This window comes from Epilithonimonas pallida (genome assembly GCF_900182975.1).
Taxonomy (GTDB): Bacteria; Bacteroidota; Bacteroidia; order Flavobacteriales; family Weeksellaceae; genus Epilithonimonas; species Epilithonimonas pallida.
The window spans coordinates 128838-145846 of the sequence record NZ_FXUO01000007.1; the positions used below are offsets into that span (position 1 = coordinate 128838).

General features: G+C 34.6%; 15 protein-coding genes. All 15 read right to left on the reverse strand.

Annotated elements, in window-relative coordinates:
* Window positions 1-122: 122 nt before the first annotated feature.
* The 15 genes from QOL71_RS13995 to QOL71_RS14065 all read right to left on the reverse strand — a co-directional run bounded on the left by QOL71_RS13995 (window position 123) and on the right by QOL71_RS14065 (window position 16951).
* On the reverse strand, window positions 123-1754 hold the full coding sequence (locus QOL71_RS13995) for a DUF262 domain-containing protein (protein WP_283417533.1): 1632 nt from the start codon (window positions 1752-1754) through the stop codon (window positions 123-125).
* A 6-nt stretch (window positions 1755-1760) separates the two neighbouring features.
* Window positions 1761-2675, reverse strand: a complete 915-nt coding sequence (locus QOL71_RS14000; RefSeq protein ID WP_283417534.1) for a hypothetical protein — start codon at window positions 2673-2675, stop codon at window positions 1761-1763.
* Complete coding sequence (locus QOL71_RS14005) at window positions 2665-3807, reverse strand: AAA family ATPase (RefSeq protein WP_283417535.1); 1143 nt, start codon at window positions 3805-3807, stop codon at window positions 2665-2667. The genes QOL71_RS14000 and QOL71_RS14005 overlap by 11 nt, the downstream gene beginning before the upstream one ends.
* A gap of 77 nt (window positions 3808-3884) precedes the next feature.
* Window positions 3885-4733: a hypothetical protein gene (locus QOL71_RS14010; RefSeq protein WP_283417536.1), complete on the reverse strand. Its 849-nt coding sequence runs from the start codon at window positions 4731-4733 to the stop codon at window positions 3885-3887.
* 387 nt (window positions 4734-5120) lie between these two features.
* Entirely contained in the window at window positions 5121-5777 is a 657-nt protein-coding gene (locus QOL71_RS14015) for a recombinase family protein (protein ID WP_283417537.1), read from the reverse strand.
* A gap of 34 nt (window positions 5778-5811) precedes the next feature.
* Window positions 5812-6273 (reverse strand): hypothetical protein, encoded by a 462-nt coding sequence (locus tag QOL71_RS14020; protein ID WP_283417538.1) that lies wholly within the window; start codon window positions 6271-6273, stop codon window positions 5812-5814.
* Window positions 6274-6371: 98 nt separating this feature from the next.
* A complete protein-coding gene (locus QOL71_RS14025) occupies window positions 6372-6803 on the reverse strand; it encodes a hypothetical protein (RefSeq protein ID WP_283417539.1) in 432 nt (143 codons plus the stop codon).
* Window positions 6804-7027: 224 nt separating this feature from the next.
* Complete coding sequence (locus tag QOL71_RS14030) at window positions 7028-7780, reverse strand: hypothetical protein (protein WP_283417540.1); 753 nt, start codon at window positions 7778-7780, stop codon at window positions 7028-7030.
* Window positions 7781-7847: 67 nt separating this feature from the next.
* A complete protein-coding gene (locus QOL71_RS14035; RefSeq protein WP_283417541.1) occupies window positions 7848-8039 on the reverse strand; it encodes a hypothetical protein in 192 nt (63 codons plus the stop codon).
* 25 nt (window positions 8040-8064) lie between these two features.
* On the reverse strand, window positions 8065-8211 hold the full coding sequence (locus QOL71_RS14040; protein WP_283417542.1) for a hypothetical protein: 147 nt from the start codon (window positions 8209-8211) through the stop codon (window positions 8065-8067).
* Window positions 8208-9116: an alpha/beta hydrolase gene (locus QOL71_RS14045; protein ID WP_283417543.1), complete on the reverse strand. Its 909-nt coding sequence runs from the start codon at window positions 9114-9116 to the stop codon at window positions 8208-8210. The genes QOL71_RS14040 and QOL71_RS14045 overlap by 4 nt, the downstream gene beginning before the upstream one ends.
* A gap of 349 nt (window positions 9117-9465) precedes the next feature.
* Window positions 9466-11790: a beta-glucosidase gene (locus tag QOL71_RS14050; RefSeq protein ID WP_283417544.1), complete on the reverse strand. Its 2325-nt coding sequence runs from the start codon at window positions 11788-11790 to the stop codon at window positions 9466-9468.
* A 3-nt stretch (window positions 11791-11793) separates the two neighbouring features.
* Entirely contained in the window at window positions 11794-14493 is a 2700-nt protein-coding gene (locus tag QOL71_RS14055) for a TonB-dependent receptor domain-containing protein (RefSeq protein ID WP_283417545.1), read from the reverse strand.
* Window positions 14494-14504: 11 nt separating this feature from the next.
* Window positions 14505-15386 carry a prolyl oligopeptidase family serine peptidase gene (locus QOL71_RS14060; RefSeq protein ID WP_283417546.1) on the reverse strand — a complete coding sequence of 294 codons (882 nt, stop codon included), beginning with the start codon at window positions 15384-15386 and terminating at the stop codon, window positions 14505-14507.
* 2 nt (window positions 15387-15388) lie between these two features.
* Window positions 15389-16951, reverse strand: coding sequence for a long-chain-fatty-acid--CoA ligase (locus QOL71_RS14065; protein ID WP_283417547.1), 1563 nt, complete (start codon window positions 16949-16951; stop codon window positions 15389-15391).
* Between the last annotated feature and the right edge of the window lie 58 nt (window positions 16952-17009).

Genomic DNA, 17009 nt, shown 5'->3' on the forward strand with positions numbered 1-17009 from the left:
CATTTATATGTAACAAAATATTTTTTTTAATTCTTTTTATTGTAACAAATAAAATCCTATACTAATGTACAGGATTTTGACTACTAAACAAATGTGAGTTTTTGTGATGATATTCAATAATTTTAATCAAAGGGTGAATATTTTCCAAAATCAAAAAAATTCTCATTTTCATAATCCACATCTCCTAGAGATTTTACAAATGTCTTTTCTGCTTCCTTAATAAGGTAATATCTTTCTCTTCCAAACTTAAATTCATCATTATAAGTTTTCATAATAGGAGTAATGAAATTTGCTTGATAATCAAAATTTGGAACATCCTCTGTTAATAAAAATGAATAGTTTCTATTCTTCTTTCTGCTCGTCAAACTTGTAAATTCTGGAAAATAATCTAAATATCTAAATTTTGGGAACATATACTCTGCATCCTTGTTGGAAGGATATAAACTATAAAAATCCTCGAGATCATTATTAATAAGTTGTTGATTATTTTCTAAAACACATTTTATTAAAAACAATGCTAGGGTTTTAGACCTTACACTACCATAATATATAGATTTGGGAAATTCTGGAACTGAAAAATTTTCATTTGTGGCTTTAAACAAAGGGGTTTCTTCTATACCTCTAGAAAAATTCTGAAACTTAAGAAAAGCCCTTCGTTGTTTACTTAAAGAATACAAGGAAAAGTAATTGGAATAAGATGTTTGCCAAAACCAAATTTTTAGCTTTTCAATCTGATTTTGAGTAGGGATTGTGTTGGTTCTAAAAAATTCGGTTAAGAAAATTAACTGTAAGTTATATGGTAATAATTTATATGCTACAACATTCAGTTCATTATATAAAAATTTTACAGTTTCCAATATACTATTAAAAGTTATATCACATAAAGTATTAAAATCTTCCCTTTTTGCCAAAGATTCGGTTTTTACATCAAAATAAATTTTTCCAGTTGCTGTTTCAACACATTGTAAAATTATTTCTGTTTTTAAATCATCGAAATTATACTCAGAAAGTTTAACTCTTAGCTTTTCTATTTCTTCACTAAATTTGAAACCATCATTGTATGTAAGGGCACTTAACATCCACATTGGAGACATATCACTACCTTTACTATTTATTCTTGAAAATATTTCAACAGAATCTTGAATAGTCCCTCCATTGATATTTACAAATGCAATAGAATAATCAAGTAATGTTGTTGCTAATTTTTTTGCTCTATTAATGTATTTAGTACTTAAATCTTCATTATATTGTTCCTTTAGTTCATCTGAAAATGTTAGGAATAAAAATGTATCTACCAAGACGTATAATGGAATAAAATATGGTTCAATATTTTTACTCAAGGGTTGAGAAAATTCTTGGTTTTCTAAATCATAGTAAACAATATACTCTTGTAACTTATCTTTATTAGATAGAGTGGTGGATTCGTCTTCCGGATTCGTTAAAGCACTAAATAAAGTCGTAATTCTTTGATATCCATCAATGATATAAGAGTATTTATTGGGATTAATATTTAATTTGTATGGTCCTACCTTATCATTATATTCATATTCATTTGATTCTGGATTCCAAAACAATAAACTTCCAATAGGAAAACCTCTTTTGATACTATCAAACAAATCTATTCGCTGTTTTCTATCCCAGATATAATCTCTTTGAAATTCTGGAACAACTAATCTACCCTTTTTAACATATTCAAGGATATTTATTAGTCTATCTATTTCAGGTTTTACACTTATTTTATTATTAAAATCCATCTCAGATTATATTAAAGAATTAATTTTGTCTATTATCATTTGAAGTTCTTCTGGATTATCTTGATGAGAACATTCATTTAAAAGCATTTCTTGTGTAAGGTTTTCGCTTAAAAATAATTTAGGAAATTCATGTTTTGTTTTATAAACCCTGGTTGAAAGTTTCTCAAAATCATAATAATCTTTCTCTTCTTTAGTAGCGCTTCTCAAATTCTCTAGTTCACTTTTCTTTACATCCTCTATACCATCTATTACACTTAACGGCAAATAGTTTTCCATCTCTCTTTTTTCCAAAATATGTAAGAGAATTTTATTTTGCGCACAAAATTCTGTTATCTCAAATTCTTTTCTTAATCTTTCAGAATCTGAATCATTTTTTTTTGTTTTGTCACTATCTAATATTAGTATTGCTCTAACATAATGAAAGTTTTCTAAAGACTCCGTATCATATGTTGATAGATTATGGGATATTTGACTAACTGCATCTGTTCTTCCTCCACAATTCCCAAACTTTACCCACCTCTTATCAATAAAACGATTAATTTTTTTTCCACGTTTTTTGAATTTAGAGACCAAACCCTTTATGAAATAACTGTCATATTTTGCATTTTCAACAAATATAATAACTTCATTATTGAGATATATTAATCCATTATCTATACTGTATTTGCCATTTTCTACATCATCATCAATCGAAAGTTCAACATCAAACTTCTTACTTCCTTCTACAGTCTGTACAAAAGTTTCAATAAGTAAGTCTTTATAATTTTCTCTTGCCTCTTTTATCCAATATGAATTTTCAAGGATTTCTTCATCATCAAAAAATAGATCATACCTTCTGTCTAGAACATAATCTAGTACCCTATCAATCTTATTTACGGAAGATTCTTGATTAAACAAATCTGTATTTATCTTAACTACCACTTTTATTTTCTTTTTGAGCAACCTTTAAAGCAATAGTTTCAACAAAACTCTCATCAAATATATGTTCTGGCCAATAATCAACCTCTCCAATATCATTTACATTAATCTTCTTTATTATTGAACTTTCAATATCTTCGTCATAATCAACAAAACACAAATTTAAGTCTTCTTTTTTCATTATTCCTTTTGCAATTAATGTACGAAGCCTTAAAATGAAATTTTTCGAATGAGTTTCAATTAAGTATCTATTATTTGAATTTTGAGTTGAATTAAACAAGAGTTCTGCTAGACTTCCATGTGCAGCAGGGTGCAAGTGAAGTTCTGGTTGTTCAAGAATGTTTAATACTTCTTCATTCTTATAGTCAGTCAACGCTTTGATAATAATTGGCAAAGCCTGACTCATGCCCTGTCCAACATCGACAATATTAACGCCATCCCAATTAGAATCCCTTCTAATTTTCAACTCATAATATGGTTGTTTTCTATCAACAAATAATTCCCATCCATCAAAATTCTTCTTAAACCATTCAGAGACCCTTTTTTCTAACTCTTCATTTTTAGCTATTATGTAATAAGCTTTATCACCCATACCACCAATTGAGTTCGGGTCTCTTAAATCGTTGATATAAAAAATTCTATGCGGTTTAATTCTAAAAGGTCCTAAATAATCTGTTTTTAAATGGAAAGCAGATTTAGAAGGATGCTCATCCAATAGAAATCCTCTGGTTGACTTATGGGTAGATTGTTCTTCTTGGGTTTTATAATCAAAAATAACACTTCCATCTTTTTCTGAGTGAATTTCTAATTTAGATATTAAAGGGATGGATAATGTATTTATTATAGATATTTTTAGTTCATTATTGCCTTCCTTCAGAGAAAAATCTATTTCCCCTTGTATTTCTCCTTTATAAAACAAATCGCGATAATCCGCCCCTAATTCAATGCCTTTATTTATATACATCAAAGGTTCATCGAAATCTAACGACAGAGCTCCCTCAATTAAAGTTGGAAGTTTTGCAACGGCACTTTTACCTGAACTATTTTTCCCAAACAAAACTGTTACAGGTTTCAATTCAAGTTCTGTTTCTACTTTGAATGACTTGTATCCTTTAAATTTTATTGTATCCAGCATAATTATGAATAATCATTAATAAGCAAATTTAATTTAAAAGGATTATATAATTATAATATTAATTATAATTATATAAATCACTTTATATTTCCATTCCCATCAAACCTAATCTTCTTTTCTTTTGATGGTTCTTCTAGTTGGTTATCATCAATAATTTCTTCTTGGTCTTCCTTAATTTGCATTCTCATAAACTTTGAATACTTTGATTTATGAATACTGAACGTAATTCCTTCGATAGTTGTTTCCGCTCCGTCTTTATTTAAATTATTTTCGACCCATTCTCGGGCCTCTTGTGGCTTCGAGTTTTTATATTGTAAGGTAGCCATATATCCTAAAAATGATTTAATGGCCTCAGAGTTGTTCCCAGAAGCATCCATTGCTGTAGTTTCTACCGAAATAATATCACTTGGGGTACAACCTGTAACAATTACATCATATTTTAAACCTCCGTAAGAGAGAGAACAATGTATGTCTATACCTTCATTTTTAATATTTTTATTAACTGAAAATCCTTTCTCTTGTAGATTTGTGTAAATATCAACCGCTATTAAATCTGGAATAATATAAAAATCTCCTCCAACAAAGTTGCAAGTCTTAAAATTTGATTTCTTGTTACTTTGTGCGTCTTCTTTAGGATTTTCGTCTTTCTGAGATACCATAAAGCTTTTTTCTTTTAAAGCTTGAGCATCAAGTTCATCTATGGGAAGAAATGCTCCTATGATGCCCAGAATGACGATATAAAAAACATATCTAATACCTTTGCTTCGCCAGATTTTAAATTTTTCTTTAAGTTGTTCCGAGACAGGCGGTAAAAACAATGCTCCAAGAACACACATTAACAGACCTGCAATCATTATTCCTTGTGAGATTGAGCCAATCCCTCCGAGTATAAAGAATACTCCTAAAGTGTACTTTACTACTTTCATAAGACTGATATTTTTAAAATTAAACTTCAATTTTATCTCTTTCAGTCCCAGAAAGATTTTTAAAACAGGAAACTGATATTTAATAAAAATGAGTTTCCAATCTTAGGGCTTATTTGTTGGTTGTACCTACGGAAAGCCGTAAATCAACGAAAAAGCGTGGAACTAAACTTATCCTATCATCAGAGGCTCGCCAGAACCACGCACCAAGGTAAGATAGTCCACGCCATACGTGAACATCTTACTTTTGAGTTGGTGCTAATTTGAAACTGGCGATTTCTGATGACCATCAAAAGCAAACGCTTTTATATTTTTCGTTAAAATTTTCTACTGCTAAAGTAAGAATTTTGGAGTTAATTACAATTCCAAAATCTTCACTTTAGTTTATCACTAACTCTTCAAAAATATTCTCCTCACTTGAACTTTTGAGAACTTACAATTACTGCTAGTCTTGTAGTCATACTCGTTCAAACTATCGGCAATCTCCTGAAAACTTAGTCCCTTTTGCCGAAGACTTGATATAAGTATAGATGCTTTCTTCGTATTCTCGTTGTCTCGGGCTTTCTGCTGTCTAACCTCCAAACCTTTTGCTCTGGCCTCTGCATTCAGATTCTGAGGACTTCCGAGTTTTACTCCTTTTCTTTTCAATTCTGCGAGTGCGGATTTTGTTCTTTCACTGATGTATCTTGCTTCCTGTTCTGCCAATGCTGCAAAAATGTGTAGAGTGAATTTGTTTGCGGTCGGAAATTCACAAATGACAAATTCTACTTCACTATCCATCAGCTGAGCAATGAAAGAAACGCTTCTTGACAGTCTATCCAACTTGCTCAGAATTAAAGTTACTTTATGTTGTTTGCAATATTCGAGAGCATCTTTTAAGCCTTTTCGGTTATTGCCTTTGGCTGTCCCACTCTCGACATCAATAAATTCTTTAATAGGTTTTTTATTTTTCAGAAAAGTTTCGACAGTTCTCTTCTGTGCATCAAGCCCAAGTCCCGAATTGCCCTGTCTTTGAGTGGACACTCTGTAATAACTAACATATTCCATAATCTATCTTTTGTGACATTTTTTAAATGTGGGTTTATGAAATGTTACGATCTCCCGAAATAAAAAATGAACTTACTTCAAGTTCATTTTTCTTTAGATTCTCATCACTTAAAAGTTTCATTACCTCGTATCCTCTTTTTCTTAAATCTGCTTCAATAATGGTAATCTGAATATCCGAATCGGCTGACATTAATGCAATTCTGTAATTAAATTCCAAACCTGCCTCCAGATAACTTATGCTGTTGAGATAATTAATCGTCATTCGGGATTCTTTCATCTTAGTAAGGTATCCTAATTCTCTACCCATAAATTTGTAAGAAATTTTTTCATTGATGAGATATTGCTCCAAAACATTACAATTGTAACTTGAAATAGAATTTTCCATCGGATTTGGACGAACATCAATAAGAAGATTTACTTGACGACTATGAAGTAGTGATATAAAATCTTCGATTTTTCTCTTTGAGCAATCAATCGTGTAAAATAATTTTTGCATTTGATAAGTATTAAAATTAACTTCGATGTAAACATACTATTAGATAGTTGATTACTAAATATTTACCAATAATAAATCTTTATTTTTTAGAATTTTATCTAAGAAAGAAGTTTCTCATATTTCTTTATCAATTCCGATACCTCTTCTCGGCTACGATAATTTTTCTCGTTTAAAGGTTTTGGTGCTGGAGACTTGTAAACAATTTTCACTTTCTCAGAATAGCCTCTTGACTTTCCTCTTGTTCTGAGAAAGAATATAATTGCCATTGCATTTTCTTTTTCTATAAGTTTAAATAATGCTGATTCAGCAAAGTCTAATGCTGTCGCATCAATCTCTTCTACATTTTCTCGGTACTTTAAATCATTTTTTATCCAACTATAATGAGTTGTTCTGCTGATTCCTGTCTTCTTACAGGCAAAAGCAACTATTCCTAATGACTTTTTAAGAGCATTTAGCATCAATCTTTTTTTGTTGACTGTAGACAGTCTTTCTCGTCTAATAATATCGTTTTCGTGTTCAGTTTTGTTCATTTTGTCATTGGTTTTTGATTCTAATTCTGCATAGCCCTTAACCCTAAAAAGCCTATATCTATTATATCTTCAATAAAAATTCTTAATCATTCCCTCTCACTCTCATCATTCTCTCTAAATTAACCTTTAATACTACTAATGATAGGGACACTCAGCAAAAAGTTGAAAGATTGCGATTGCGATATTAGTCCCTAATATCCTTTTCAGTTTTTTCCACTTAAAAATTAAAATCCAACATTCTTTTTCTTCAAAGTGATAAAACTGTGAATAAGGTCTGCATCTACTTCCTGCAAATGCTTTTTATGATTTCTGATAGTATTGGGCTTACCCTCCTCTTTATGATTAAGAATGAATGCAAAATAATTATCGGAAGTAATTTTTTCTCCTTTGCTGTTCATCACAAAATTCAGATTTGACTTTGTTTCGATAAATCCACCATTCTCTGCTTGCTCCTTGTAGCGGTATGCTGTGGCTGTAGATACGTTCAGACTTTTTGCCAGATAGTTATTTGGCATCGGTGTGAAGCCGTCATTTTTCTTACAGTTCTTTGATATGGCAAATCCCTTGATATTTCCCGACTGTCTATTAAAATAACGTTTTCTCCCCATATAGAATGTGATTACTACACCACAGCACATGGCTTTAAAATATTTATAATTTTCAGGTTCAAACAAAAAACCTGTCTTAAATTTTAAGTCTAATTTTATTGCTAAGTTTTTATAACTAATTATTCTTAATGTATTTTGGATGCTGTCGACAGTTATCCACTTATTTTTTATTAGCCATACTAAAGAATTTTTAATTGTTCTTGAACTTACGCTCAACTCCTTTGCCCATTTTCCATAACTACTCACATCGTAGCTGATTTCACCGCTGCAATTAATTTTGAGATAGATATACAACTTTAATTGATTAATCTTCTGATTAACCAAAGCATATTCGCATAATGAGGCTGGTATGTTGGTATAGCCTAACATTATGGTCGAGAAAATGTTTTTTGATTAGTTGGTGGTGGATAAAGCCCTTCTGCTTCAAGAATAGATTTTAGTTCGTATAATCGTCTAAATCCTTGACATGCCTCGTTCGATAATTCTCCGTTCGAGTGTACAAAACCGGAAAAAGGTGATAATTCACTTTTCTTTCCGGTTTTTTTTGTATATGAAGAAGATATAAACCTAACTTAGAGAAAACCTTACCCGCAGGAATAATAATCGGGATAAAAAATAAGGCTGCCATTTGATTTGGAATTAGATCTTCATATCTAAAATTTACAGGAATCATCATTCTCGCTTTTCGTAGCACCATATAACGTCTGGGAACGTTCCACTAAAATCCCAACACTATTCAGCAGTGCTCCAAAAACAAAAAAAATGACGAAAATGGAAATCTTTACACTGTATTTCTTCATTGATTTTCCAGATGATTATTTTTCAGGAATGCTGTAATCTTGGACCAAGTGATTTGACCTGCAATAGAATTAGGATTGGCATCGTAAACGTGCTCTCCGTATGGTATTTCCACATAAGTAACAGGAAGTTTCATTTTTTCGGTTTTTTCTGCAAATCGCCGAATAGCCTCCACATTCACTACATGATCAATTTCGCCGGTGAGAATCAGAGTTGGAGAAATTCCGTTGTTGAGGTGATCAATAAGATTCACACGCTTAAAACGGTCTGGAAACCGATTCGGGTCCCCACCCAAATATTTATTCATCGGTTCATTAAGATCTACTGTTTTGCCTTGTTTCATTTTATAATAAAGATCGGATAAACTTACAGGCGGATAAAGTGCAATAACTGATGCAGGTGGTGAAACTTCTGTGGCGTCATAAGATTTCACATAGCCTTCCCTTAGTCCTAAGTCGGTCTGCATTACAAGAGCCGCCCCTGCAGAACCTCCTACCAAAACCAGCTTTGAAGCATCTATGTTAAATTTTTTAGCATTTTTGCGGATAAAACTCATGCAAGTTGCAATGGAATTAACAGCACTTTCGTAAGTCTGACGGTTTTTTTTTGCCAACGGATATTCGATACCAAAAGAGGTATACCCCTTTTCTGTAAACCAATTGGCCGCATATCCAAGTTGGTCTTTTTCACCTTCGATGAAAGCACCACCATGAACCAGGATAACTGGAATTGTAGGTTTACCAGACCCAACTTTGGGGCGATACACATCAAAGAGTTGCCTTTCGTTATAAATGGTTAGATAGTGATATGTTTCTTTCGATTTTAAAGGTGTCACATAGCCCTTCAATGTGGGTAAAAGAGAAACTTTTACATCATATTTTGAAGCGGTATTGAGCATGATCTGCATAAAAATCAATTGTCCGATAAGTAAAATAGCACTTAAAATTAAATTCAGTTTCCAGATTTTTTTATCGGTCCTCTGTTTTTTTAAAAACAGAAACGATACCAGTAATGATATCAATGCAAACACAATAAATCCTGAATTGAATTGTGTTGTGAATAAACTGCTGTAACCGCTAAGATACATAGGCCACTTCAAATACACAGATATTATTGAAATACTTAAAACAAGCAATAATATCATTATAATAACAGCAAAAACACTATTAATGACTCTTTTCATTTCGTTTGTAATTTTTATTTATCCTTATAATTTTAGAAATCATAAGAATTATGTTAAATAAATTATCTCAGTTTTATAATTCATTGACAACCCTATCTGGTTTCAACAGATTTTCCGTTTTGAGTACCATCGTTGGATTTGAAACGTGAAAAACCTGTTTTATTAAAATATTCTGTGAAGAATTCCCAACTCTCAATTCATAATTTCCTGCCTCAAGTTTCCAAGATGACGTTGCCGAATCAAATGATGACAAATCATAATACGGAATTGTTACCGAAAATGTCTGGGACTTTCCAGATTGAAGAAGTTCTGTTTTTGCGAAAACTTTAAGTTCCTGAATCGGTTTTTTCATTTTCTGATGGGGCGCCGAAACATAAATCTGAGCCACTTCTTTTCCCTCCGTATTCCCGGAATTGGTAACTGTGAAACTAACTTGCAATGTTTTAGAAGACTCGTCATTTTGCACTTTTAAATCGCTAAAATCAAATTGCGAATAGGACATTCCGTAACCAAAAGGATAAGCCACAGGAATTTTGAACGTGTCGTAATACCGATAGCCAACAAAGATTCCTTCATTGTAATTGGAATCGAGCGGAAAATCAGCCGGAATACCAGGAAAAGAATTAGAAGAAGGTACATCTTTATAGTCTTTAGGAAATGTCTGTGCCAGTTTCCCCGAAGGATTTACAATCCCCGAAAGAACTTCTGCAACAGCATCTCCGGCTTCCTGTCCCGGCTGCCAGGATAGAAGAACAGCATCTGCTTTATCTTTCCAGCTTAAGGTCTCGATAACACCTCCAATATTCATAATGATAATGAATTTTTTATTTTTTTGATGAAAAACAGAGCTGATTCTGTCAATCATTACTTTCTCGTCATCAGCCAGATAAAAATCCGAAACGGGGCGGTCTCCGTTTTCACCTGCATTTCTCCCGATGGTGAAAATTGCAAAATCATTTTCATTGGAAGCACGTTCTATTTCTGCATCAGAAAAAGGCATTTCACGGATTCTGATATACTTAGAAAGTGCTCCTTCCCGCTTTCTTCTTTCGGTTTGTATACTGTCTTCAATTTTGATATAAGGAAGGTATTTTGAAGAAAGGCGTACATCAGTCTTTGCACCGCTATTTTTCAACCCGTCCAGTAACGAAACGACATATGCTTCATTCACATCCCCACTACCTGTACCTCCCGAAATAAAATTATAAGACGTATTACCGAAAAGGGCAACTTTTTTCCCATTAAGTTTTAAAGGAAGTGTATTACTTTTGTTTTCAAGCAAAACCATACTTTCAGTAGCTGCCTGTTTGGATATTTTTGCGTGGGCTTTTAAATCCGGATTGTCCGAATATTTGTAATTCCTGAAAACAGGGGATTTCAGAATGATTTTCAAAATTCGTTCTGCACTTTTATCCATTGCCGATGTATTAAGTTTTCCGCTTTTGACCTGTTTTATAACTGCTTCTATTTGCTGTGGTGTTCCAGGCATGAGCCAATCGTTTCCGGCATTGATTTGTGCTGCCACATTGGAAACCTTGTTGGCTCGTACTTCATCTTCGCTTCCATAACCACCGAACCAATCCGTCATTACCAATCCTTCGAATTTCCATTCGTCCCGCAGAATGTCCGTCAATAGTTCTTTATTTTCAGAAACATAAGTTCCGTTGATTTTGTTGTAAGCTGTCATTATTGCCCATGGCTGCGAATTTTTAACGGCAATTTCAAATCCTTTCAGATAAATTTCGCGGAGCGCACGTTGCGAAATGTGCTCATTAACACCAAAACGGTTGCTCTCCTGATTATTGGCAGCAAAGTGCTTTAAAGTTGCTCCAACACCGTTCCTTTGTACCCCATTCACATAGGCTGCAGCCATTGTTCCGGTTACTAAAGGATCTTCGGAAAAGTATTCAAAATTTCTTCCGTTTAAAGGGTTTCGCTGGATATTCATTCCCGGGGCTAAAAGCAGATCGACACCGTATTCTTTGGTTTCGTTTCCGATAGCTTCACCTATTTCCTTCACCAAAGCTGCATTCCAGCTGCTTGCCAAAGCTGTCGCTACTGGAAATGCTGTTGCAAAATATTTTTTAGAAACATTATCGCGTTCGGGTTTTATCCTTAGTCCTGCAGGTCCGTCCGCAAGTATAAGTTCTGGAATATTGTATTTCGGGAAAGCCATATTTTTTCCTGCGCTTCCAGGAACTTTCATTTTCGGAGGGTTGGGAAGTTTGGTAAGACCAACCCAACCCGGCATTCCGGTTCCGACAAGGAGTCTGGCTTTTTCTTCCACCGACATTTTTTTCACAAGATCCTTGACAGCTGTTTTGCCCAACTGTGTTTGTTGGGCTGAAACTGTAAATGATGTAAAAAGCATAAAAAATTTGATGTATGAAAGCTGCATCCTTTAAAATTTGTAAGTTAAGGTAAGATAGGCTGATGTTGGCGGAATTGCTACTGTAAAATATGGTGTATTGTTAGCCACTGCAGCATCATATTCGACTTGAGTAAAACTTTCGAAACCTGCTAATTGCTGAATAAGAGATCCTGGTCTTTGATAGCTCATCACACCGTATTTATTGAAAATATTGTTGACGTTTATAAGAGCGCTCAGGTTTTCATTGAAATTATATCCCAAACCAAGGTCAAACTGTGAAAATCCAGGCAATTTGTAAATATTGGTATTACTGCCTTCCCTTTCGCCCAAATAACTCCAAGTTAAAAATGCAAAAGCTTTTCCTATGGTTAGATTTGGGGTAACATTGAGTATGATTTTCGGAGTGTAAGCAACTGTTGTTCCAGAATAGGAAACGACTTCATCATCAGTGATTCCTGGACTTTTAAGATTCCAATAATATCCTTGTTTTACTTTTGGATCCTGTAATGTGAGCACTGCACGAACATTAAAATTAGTGATTGGTTTGATATTAGTTTCTAATTCTACACCCCAGGTTTCATTTTCGTTGTAAAGTGTTGGTGTCGTATAAAACCCTCCTGCTCCATTATCCGCCATTGCTCCAACAGGTACATTTTTCAGTAAACTGTAGAAAGGCGTTATAAAAGCATCAAAATAAGTTGTTCGTGATTTCAATCCCATTTCCACTTGTTGTGTTTTTCGGGATTGCGGGTTTAGCAGACCGATGGTCTCAGGCCTGTTCGATGCAAAAAATACATCCAGATCCGGCGCTTTACTGCCTTGCGAGTATCTTCCATAGACCGCAAAATTGTTGTTAAATTTATAATTAACCGCCGCCGAATAGGAAAAATTTTCGATTTGACGGTCGTAATCCACGTTAGTTAATTTCACCAAGGTGTTATTATCGTAAATAGTATAAGGGTTATTATCAGGTCCCGGTGTTAAAGCAACGTTCCCATTTGTCACCTGAGTATTAGTAAGGAAAGTTCTTATGTTCTCTCCTTTTATCCATATTTTTTCATAACGAATTCCCCAGTCTAAGGTTAATTTATCCGTAATATCCCAGGTGTGCCCAAAAAAGGCAGCACCTTGTTGTTGCTTTGCTTTAAATTCCAATAAGTCTCCAGTGCTTCCAGCTCCTTGTGCAAACCCATCTTTATTGGTAACCTGGAAAGCTCCTGGAATCAGATTAAAAGGATTTGTAGTTGTAGGATAATATAAACCGCCTGTAAAGTTTAAAGTTAACATTCTTGGACGATCTTCCAAGGTGGTAAGAGCGATCCCATTGATTCCTGAAAATCTCCATACATCTGAGTAGCCATAATATCCACCAAATGAAAAATTCATATTTTTCCATTTTTTATTAATGGTAAGCTGGGACATAGATTCCTTTACCTTATTTTCATAAAAATTAAGCGGAGACATCAAAATAGAATTATTTTGAACGCCTTGTCCTGACAAAAGATTTTTGGTCACATTATAAGTCACGCCAGATGTACCCAAACCAGCAGTAACTGCGGCAACCTCTTGCCCGGTAAGTGCATCACGAAATGAATAATTGCCAATTCCAACAGTTCCCATCAGCAAAGCATACGGAACATTATCGGTCACCGAAGTGACAAAGGAATTACCAATACTGTTCTGGGCAACAGCATTATCAGAATATTTGCTCGCAAGAAACAATTTCCAGTCATTGCCAAGATTGTGATCCCAATTCAGCCCGATCGATCTGTATTTATTCCCTACCAATCTTCCTGAATTGTAATCTACATTGCCCCCGTGGATAAAGTCCTGAGAATTGTATTGCAGCTTAGGAATCAGCAAAGAAGAACTGCTGCTAAAACCTTCTGCAGGTTCCGGATCGGAATAGTTTCTGGTCGGGATAAGTTGGGCATACCCGTTGGTATCGTCGAGATATTTCAGAAATACTTTAATAGTTCCCCGATCATATTTTTTCATAATATTTCCTTTGATCTGTCCACCATTGTTGAATGGGTATCCAGGATATCTTGCTCCCAAATCATAACGATAGAAACCACCAATATTATAAAACCAGTTATTACCCAAAGGTCCGCCAAAATCTGCATCAATCCTATGATAGCCGGAATTATTCGCACCTTGTACTCCGTATTTTGCACGGATTTCTCCAGCAAATTTATTGCCGCCTGTTTTAGAGATGTAATTGAAAATTCCTCCGGGTGCATTGGCCGCAGTAATAGAAGCTGGTCCACCCCTCACTGCATCAATCTGTGCAATAGTAGCATCCGCTCTCAGGAAAAAATCCGGACCATAATTAAAATAGGTGGTATTGGTTACAGGAAGTCCGTCTTCCTGCATCGAGATATATTCGTAAGCAAAAGTTCCGTCTGCAGAACCTGCGGAAATTCCTCTGGAAGCTACATTATTCCTGATTTCTCCCAAAGAAGAGTTCACATAAACTCCGGGAACATTTTTCAGGAGGTCGGCTGCACTGTTCGGAACCTGTTTTTCTATCAGCTCGCTTTTAAGAACGGAAATAGCAATCGGTGCATTCATCCGTGTTCTTTTGTCGAAAACCCCTGTAACAATCACCTCATCTATATCTTTTGTTTTTGTGGTATCAGTAGGCTTCTGCTGTGCAAAAACCGAGGTAGAAGCAGTGAGAAAAATGACTGCAACACTTAGTTTTGAATTTAAAATTCTGATGTTCATATCTTAATAGTTTAGTTTGTTCCATAGTGTTTCAGCCAACTGGTCATCTCAGTAAAAACAGTTTGCTGGTCTTGGGGTAATTTTTCGATCTGATGACCAGCACCCGGAACTATTACTAATTTGTATGTGGTTCCTTTTGCTTTCAGTGCACTTTCAAGAAGATAAGCCTGTTGAATTGGCACTACCTCATCTTTGTCTCCGTGGATAATCATTATTGGAATTTTGTTCACGAATTTTATCGGACTGGTTTTAGCATATAATTCAGGAACAACATCACCAGGATTCCAAACGGCTTTATTGCCAGACATTTTATCCAAAACTTCGAAAAGATTGGCAGCTTTTATATATTGTAAGGTCTGTATATCGGTAAAATCAACAGGCCCGCATCTTTCAATAATAGTCTTGATTGCCGGATTTCTGGTATAAGCATACATCATAGAAACGTGTGCACCGGAACTTCCTCCGGATATAGAGAATCCGGTTTTTCTTGTATTCCATTCTTTGGAATGTTCAGAAAGATATTTTACCACATTATTGATGTCATCCAAAAGCTGCGGAAGATGCGTATCCTGCAAATCAGCATAACGGTAATTGAGATTGGCAACAGCAACCCCCTGAGAAACCAAATATTCTGAAAGCTTGTCATCAAATCTTTTATCGCCTTGTGTCCATGCGCCTCCGTGGATATTTACAAGAAAAGCCGATTTTGGATCTCTGTTGGCAGGCAGATAAACATCCATCAAATTTCTTTCAAAGGGGCCATATTTTACGTTTTTCAGAACTTCTTCTTTAGTGGGAGAAACAGAATTTTCTACACCACTTATCTCATGTCCAGTTGAGCAGGAAAGAACGGTAAATCCAACCGTCATAAGAATAATTTTAAAATAATTCATTGCTATATTTTTTCGGTTTTAAGTAATTTTTTAAGAATTTTACCTGATGCATTTATGGGAAGTTGATTCAAAAATTCAATACTTCTTGGATATTTATAAGATGCCAGTTTTTCTTTTGTCCAATTTTTAATTTCTTCTTCCGATATATCACTTCCATTTTTTTTCACCACAAAAGCTTTAACTTCTTCACCTAGTTTTTCATCAGCAATTCCGACCACAGCAACCATAGAAATATCAGGATGTTTCATCATCACTTCTTCCACTTCGCGTGGATAGATATTCATTCCGCCACGGATAATCATTTCTTTTTTACGATCAACTATAAAGAAAAAACCGTCTTCATCTTTTATAGCAATATCTCCGGAGTAAAGCCAACCATTTTTGAGAACTTTTTGAGTTTCTGATAGTTTTCCGTAGTAGGATTTCATCACATTCGGACCGCGGTAGATCAATTCTCCTTTTTCGCCTGTGGGAAGTTCATTTCCTTCATCATCTACAATTTTCACATCCACACCATAAATGGGAGTCCCTACGGAGCCTGGCTTGCGACCTATTTCCAATTGGTTGAATGTCACCACCGGAGATCCTTCCGACATGCCGTATCCTTCAATAATAGGAACTCCGAAACGAGATTCAAATTCCTCTATAATCTTAACCGGAAGTGAAGCGCCACCTGAAATAGCAATACGCAGATTCTGAATAGTTTTATGATTTTCTACCGTATCCTCCTCATTCAGCAGTGCCCAATACATTGACGGAACACCTGCGAAGATTTTGATATTGAATATCGATATTAACCGGTAAACCGTTTTTGCATCGAATTTTGGAAGCAGAATCAAATGTAGTGATTGACGTATACCTGCAAGCATCATTACCGTTAAACCAAAGATGTGAAATAGCGGAAGCACAACCATTTGGGATTCAAATAGCTGTGATCGTACAATTCCTGTACTGATTTCGGCATTTGTATAAAGATTGATATGCGAAAGTTCTGCACCTTTAGGTTTTCCTGTGGTTCCGGAAGTATAAATGATTACTGCTGTGGCTTCGGAAGATGTAATGTAAGATTCAAAATCTTTTTTTTCATCTTTTATTAATTCATCAAAAGAAGGAATTTCATCTGAAATCTGTCCGATGCTTATAAAATCCTTGCAGGTTTTGGTTTTATCAAATCCTTCTTTCCCAAAAATACCCATAGGAATCTCCGGGGTTCCTGCAAAGCAAAAGAATATTTTGCTTTCGGAATCGGCAAGATGATAGGCAATCTCATCCGTCTTTAATAAAATGCTGAGTGGAACAACGGTAGCTCCTGTTTTTAAAATCCCAAAGAAAATAATGGGAAACTGTGGAATATTGGGACAAAGCAAAGCCACTTTGTCTCCATAACCAACTCCCTTCTTTGATAGTGCATTGGCAGTCTGACACACTTTATCATGGAAAGATTTGTAATTCAGTGTAACTTCACCCAAGCTTAGAGCCGGCTTATCTGGATTTCTTTTTGCACCCTGTTCCACTAAAAATGATAAGTTCAGCATATAATTTATTAATGTTAAGTTAATATTCATTTAGTAAATCCCCTAACTATGGGAATTTTTCTATTCATTAATCTTAACTCCAAATTAA

Excerpts from the sequence above, each read along its gene's own strand:
- QOL71_RS13995 (WP_283417533.1), bottom strand. The coding sequence starts at position 1,754 with ATGGATTTTAATAATAAAATAAGTGTAAAACCTGAAATAGATAGACTA.
- QOL71_RS14005 (WP_283417535.1), bottom strand. The coding sequence starts at position 3,807 with ATGCTGGATACAATAAAATTTAAAGGATACAAGTCATTCAAAGTAGAA.
- QOL71_RS14010 (WP_283417536.1), bottom strand. The coding sequence starts at position 4,733 with ATGAAAGTAGTAAAGTACACTTTAGGAGTATTCTTTATACTCGGAGGG.
- QOL71_RS14015 (WP_283417537.1), bottom strand. The coding sequence starts at position 5,777 with ATGGAATATGTTAGTTATTACAGAGTGTCCACTCAAAGACAGGGCAAT.
- QOL71_RS14020 (WP_283417538.1), bottom strand. The coding sequence starts at position 6,273 with ATGCAAAAATTATTTTACACGATTGATTGCTCAAAGAGAAAAATCGAA.
- QOL71_RS14025 (WP_283417539.1), bottom strand. The coding sequence starts at position 6,803 with ATGAACAAAACTGAACACGAAAACGATATTATTAGACGAGAAAGACTG.
- QOL71_RS14030 (WP_283417540.1), bottom strand. The coding sequence starts at position 7,780 with ATGTTAGGCTATACCAACATACCAGCCTCATTATGCGAATATGCTTTG.
- QOL71_RS14035 (WP_283417541.1), bottom strand. The coding sequence starts at position 8,039 with ATGGCAGCCTTATTTTTTATCCCGATTATTATTCCTGCGGGTAAGGTT.
- QOL71_RS14040 (WP_283417542.1), bottom strand. The coding sequence starts at position 8,211 with ATGAAGAAATACAGTGTAAAGATTTCCATTTTCGTCATTTTTTTTGTT.
- QOL71_RS14045 (WP_283417543.1), bottom strand. The coding sequence starts at position 9,116 with ATGCAGATCATGCTCAATACCGCTTCAAAATATGATGTAAAAGTTTCT.
- QOL71_RS14050 (WP_283417544.1), bottom strand. The coding sequence starts at position 11,790 with ATGCAGCTTTCATACATCAAATTTTTTATGCTTTTTACATCATTTACA.
- QOL71_RS14055 (WP_283417545.1), bottom strand. The coding sequence starts at position 14,493 with ATGAACATCAGAATTTTAAATTCAAAACTAAGTGTTGCAGTCATTTTT.
- QOL71_RS14060 (WP_283417546.1), bottom strand. The coding sequence starts at position 15,386 with ATGAATTATTTTAAAATTATTCTTATGACGGTTGGATTTACCGTTCTT.
- QOL71_RS14065 (WP_283417547.1), bottom strand. The coding sequence starts at position 16,951 with ATGAATATTAACTTAACATTAATAAATTATATGCTGAACTTATCATTT.